This is a genomic window from Tepidimonas sp. (genome assembly GCF_029335975.1).
Taxonomy (GTDB): Bacteria; Pseudomonadota; Gammaproteobacteria; order Burkholderiales; family Burkholderiaceae_C; genus Tepidimonas.
In genome coordinates this window covers 1-4218 of the sequence record NZ_JARJMT020000160.1, presented here as the reverse complement: position 1 = coordinate 4218, position 4218 = coordinate 1, and the positions used below count along the sequence as shown (strand labels likewise).

The 4218-nt window shown below is 66.2% G+C and carries 5 protein-coding genes; all 5 read left to right on the top strand.

Going from position 1 to position 4218, the window contains the following annotated elements:
* Positions 1-484, top strand: a 484-nt coding sequence (locus P3W97_RS09085) for a ubiquinone/menaquinone biosynthesis methyltransferase (RefSeq protein WP_300846003.1), incomplete at its 5' end; no start/stop codon positions are given.
* Positions 485-534: 50 nt separating this feature from the next.
* Positions 535-1539, top strand: a complete 1005-nt coding sequence (locus P3W97_RS09080) for a Tim44 domain-containing protein (protein ID WP_300846005.1) — start codon at positions 535-537, stop codon at positions 1537-1539.
* 42 nt (positions 1540-1581) lie between these two features.
* The gene (locus P3W97_RS09075; protein WP_300846001.1) at positions 1582-2211 is read left to right on the top strand and encodes a hypothetical protein; all 630 of its coding nucleotides are present in this window, start codon (positions 1582-1584) and stop codon (positions 2209-2211) included.
* Complete coding sequence (ubiB, locus tag P3W97_RS09070) at positions 2208-3761, top strand: ubiquinone biosynthesis regulatory protein kinase UbiB (protein WP_300845999.1); 1554 nt, start codon at positions 2208-2210, stop codon at positions 3759-3761. The genes P3W97_RS09075 and ubiB overlap by 4 nt, the downstream gene beginning before the upstream one ends.
* A gap of 93 nt (positions 3762-3854) precedes the next feature.
* On the top strand, positions 3855-4169 hold the full coding sequence (locus P3W97_RS09065; RefSeq protein WP_300845997.1) for an FmdB family zinc ribbon protein: 315 nt from the start codon (positions 3855-3857) through the stop codon (positions 4167-4169).
* The last annotated feature ends 49 nt before the right edge of the window (positions 4170-4218 follow it).

Below are 4218 nucleotides of genomic sequence, written 5' to 3'. Positions count from 1 at the left end.
TGGCATGGTCGTGCACACCGACATCAACCTTGCCATGTTGCGCGAGGGCCGCGATCGGCTGCTCGACCACGGTATCGTGTTGCCCACGGTGGTGTGCGACGCCGAGCAATTGCCGTTTCCCAGCGGGCATTTCGACCTCGTGACCGTGGCATTCGGCTTGCGCAACATGACGCACAAGGAACTCGCGCTGCGCGAAATGAATCGGATCCTCAAGGTCGGCGGCAAGCTGCTGGTGCTCGAGTTTTCCAAAGTCGCGCCCCCGCTGCGCAAAGCCTATGACTGGTACAGCTTCCACGTGTTGCCGCGCCTGGGACGCTGGGTCGCAAACGACGAGGCCAGCTACCGCTATCTGGCCGAATCGATTCGCATGCACCCGGACCAGGAGACGCTGAGGGCCATGGTGCGCGAGGCAGGCTTTGGCCATGTCGATGTGCACAATCTGACCGGCGGCGTCGTTGCTTTGCATGTGGGGCTGAAGACCTGAAATATGCCCTGGGACGGGGCGGTTTTGGAGGTATCGACGTGAACGCAAAAATGGGAACCTGGCTGCTTGTGGCGGTGATGACGCTGTCGTCGGCCGAGGCGTGGGCCAAGCGGCTGGGGGGTGGCGGCTCGATGGGCAAGCAGTCCAGCAATGTGGTGCAGCGCAACAGCGCGCCTGCGCAGCAGGCCCCCGCGACGCCGCCCTCGCAGGCCCAGCCCGCACCTGCTGCGCCCGCCGGGGCGGCGGCGGCCGGGGCGGCGGCCAAGCCGCAACGCCCCTGGGGCGCGATGCTGGGCGGCTTGGCGGCGGGGCTGGGTCTGGCCTGGCTGGCGTCGGCACTGGGCTTGGGCGAGGCGTTTGCGCAGGTGCTGTTGTTGCTGTTGCTCGCCGTCGCGGTGCTGGCGGTCATTGCCTGGATGCGGCGCAGCCGTGTGGGCTCGGCTGCTCGCTCGCCCCTGGCGTTTCAGGGGGCCGGTACGGCTGCCTCGCCGTTGACGCCGCGCAGCTATCAGCCCGCCCATGTAGGCAACGACGCCTCGGCCCGGCCGTGGGAGCATACCCAGTTCAGCGGGGGCGGTGCTAGCGGCACTGGTACGGCTGGCACTCCGGGCAGTTTGATCGGCAGCGCTCTCGGCGCCCACGCGGCATCGTCCCGGTCGCCATCTTGGGGTATTCCGGCCGGCTTCGATGCCGAGGGTTTCCTGCGCGCCTCGCGCGAGAATTTCATGCGTTTGCAGGCGGCTTGGGACCGCGGCGACATCCCGGAGTTGCGCGCGCTGATGACAGATGACATGCTGGCCGAGATCCAGTCCCAACTGGCCGAGCGCGAGCTGCAAGGTGGGGCTTCCAACGTCACCGAGGTCGTCAAGCTCGACGCCGAGCTGCTCGGCATCGAGGACCGCGGCGATGAGTACATGGCCAGCGTCGAGTTCTCCGGCTTGATCCGCGAGGATCCCGCAGAAGGACCAGTGCCATTTCGCGAGGTGTGGAACATCACCCGACCCAAGCAAGGCCGCGGCGGATGGCTGGTGGCGGGTGTGCAGGCTTTGCAGTGACACGGCAGCGCGTCGGCGCGCCAATCCGGCAGAATCGGGGGCATGATTGAGCCCCCGATTTTTTTCCGGCCCGGGCCTGGCACAGGCCCGTGGTGGCCGCCGACACCCCCAGCCTGGCTGCTCGACGAGGTTCGCAACCGCCTTGTGCTGTTGCTCAACCATGTGTTGCAACAAGAGCCCGAGGCCATGCAGCGCTTGCGCCGCCATGAGGGCAAGCGGGTGCGGGTGCGCTGGGGTCGAGCAGAGCCGTCCGCGAATGTGCAGGACTTTGGGTTGGTCTTGCGCATATCGCCGGCTGGCCTGCTGGAGAGTGCGGCCGATGATGCCCGCGCCGATTTGCGGCTCGCCATCGACGAGCCGTCCCCGCTGACGCTGGCCGGCAAGCTGCTGCGGGGCGACAAGCCCGCAGTGGCCATCGAGGGGGATGTGCAGTTCGCCGCCGAAATCGCCTGGCTGGTGGATAACGTGCGCTGGGATGTGGAGGAGGACCTTGCCCGGCTGCTGGGCGACGCCATGGCCCACACCCTGGTGCAGACGGCTAGTGCGGCGGCCTCGGCTCTGCGTGCCTGGATCATTCCTGCCGCGCAGGCCGCCCGTGAGCGGGCCGCGGCGCTGCGCGAGCGTGTGGTGCCCCAGCGGGCGCCACACGACAACGGCAGGGCGGCACCATGAGGCAGTGGTTGCGCGGCTGGTTCATCGTCTGGGTCGTCCTGCGCTACGGCCTCGACGAGCTCGCCCTCTCAGGCTTTCGGCATCCCGTGCTGGCGTCGTTGCGTCGGCTGCTCATGGTCGGGCGCAACCTGTCTGCCCCGCGTGGGCAACGCCTGCGCGAGGCGCTGGAGCGGCTCGGGCCCATTTTCGTGAAATTTGGGCAGGTTCTCTCCACCCGCCGCGATCTGCTGCCCCCGGACATTGCCGACGAGTTGGCGCGCCTGCAAGACCGCGTGCCTCCCTTTGCGTCCGAGGTGGCCATCGCGACCATCGAGCGGGCCTTCGGTCGGCCGCTGGATGCGGTGTTCGCCACCTTCGAGCGCGAGCCGGTGGCCAGCGCCTCGATCGCGCAGGTCCACTTCGCCACCCTGCGCGACGGGCGCGAGGTGGCAGTGAAGGTGTTGCGCCCCAACATGCTGCCGGTCATCGAGAAGGACCTCGCCCTGATGCGCACCATGGCCGCGTGGTTGGAGCGGCTGTCGCACGACGGACGGCGCCTCAAGCCGCGGGAGGTGGTGGCCGAGTTCGACAAATATCTGCATGATGAGCTCGACCTTGTGCGCGAGGCATCCAACGCCGCGCAACTGCGCCGCAACATGGCTGGCTTGAACCTGGTGCTGATCCCCGAGATGTACTGGGACTACTGCCGCAGCGAGGTGCTGGTCATGGAGCGCATGCGCGGTGTGCCCATCAGCCAGGTGCAGCGGCTGCGTGAGGCCGGCGTGGACATTCGGCAGCTTGCGCGCGATGGGGTGACGATTTTTTTCACCCAGGTGTTTCGCGATGGCTTTTTCCACGCCGACATGCATCCGGGCAATATTCAGGTGTCCCTGGAGCCCGAGACATTTGGGCGCTATATCTCGCTGGACTTCGGCATCGTCGGCACGCTCACCCAGTTCGACAAGGAATACCTCGCGCAAAACTTCACCGCTTTCTTTCGGCGCGACTACAAGCGTGTGGCCGAACTGCACATCGAATCGGGGTGGGTCCCGGCCGATACCCGGGTCGATGAGCTCGAAGCGGCCATTCGGGCGGTATGCGAGCCGTATTTCGATCGGCCTCTGAAAGAAATCTCGCTCGGGCTGGTGCTCATGCGCCTATTCCAGACCTCGCGGCGCTTCAATGTCGAGATCCAGCCGCAGCTGGTCTTGCTGCAAAAAACGCTGCTCAATATCGAAGGCTTGGGGCGCGAGCTCGACCCGGATCTGGACCTCTGGAGCACGGCCAAACCTTTCCTGGAGCGCTGGATGGTGGAGCAGGTGGGGCCGAAAAAATTCTGGAGCCAGCTCAAGGCCGAGGCGCCGCACTACGCCAAGCTGGTGCCAGAGCTGCCGCGCCTGCTGCACGACTATCTGCGTCAGCGGCCGACCGATCTGCGCAGCCAGATCGATCGCTTGGTGCAGGAGCAGCGCCGCACCCAGCGACTGCTGGCGATGGTGATCTATGTGCTGTTCGGCTTCGTTGCAGGCTTGATGGCCATGCAGTGGTGGCTGCGCATGCGCCTGTGGTAACCCATCCCTTGAAGGCCCGGCAGCAAGTCCCAACTATAATTAGAAGTTTTTCTGGATTTGCGTCCTCACTTTGACATCCTTGTAGGTGCAGCCATGCCTATCTATGCGTATAAGTGCGAGTCCTGTGGCCACGCCAGGGACGTGTTGCAAAAGGTGTCCGACGAGCCGTTGAGCGTGTGCCCGGTGTGCGGTGCGGCAACGTTTCGCAAACAATTGACAGCCGCTGGCTTCCAGCTCAAGGGGACCGGCTGGTATGTGACCGATTTCCGCAACGGCGCCGGGTCGGCGGCGTCCGCGTCCACCGGCGCGGCGGCGACTGCGGGTGACGATTCGGGCACCCGTTCGGGCGCGTCGAGCGACAGTGCCGCAGCCTCCACCCCGTGCGGGGCGGCCTGTGCCTGTCATTGACCGGGCCCGCGTGGTCGGTGCCCTGCGGCGATGGCTGCTCGCAGGGCTG

Coding starts and splice junctions, on each gene's coding strand:
- P3W97_RS09075 (WP_300846001.1), top strand. CDS start 1,582: ATGATTGAGCCCCCGATTTTTTTCCGGCCCGGGCCTGGCACAGGCCCG.
- P3W97_RS09065 (WP_300845997.1), top strand. CDS start 3,855: ATGCCTATCTATGCGTATAAGTGCGAGTCCTGTGGCCACGCCAGGGAC.
- P3W97_RS09080 (WP_300846005.1), top strand. CDS start 535: ATGGGAACCTGGCTGCTTGTGGCGGTGATGACGCTGTCGTCGGCCGAG.
- ubiB (WP_300845999.1), top strand. CDS start 2,208: ATGAGGCAGTGGTTGCGCGGCTGGTTCATCGTCTGGGTCGTCCTGCGC.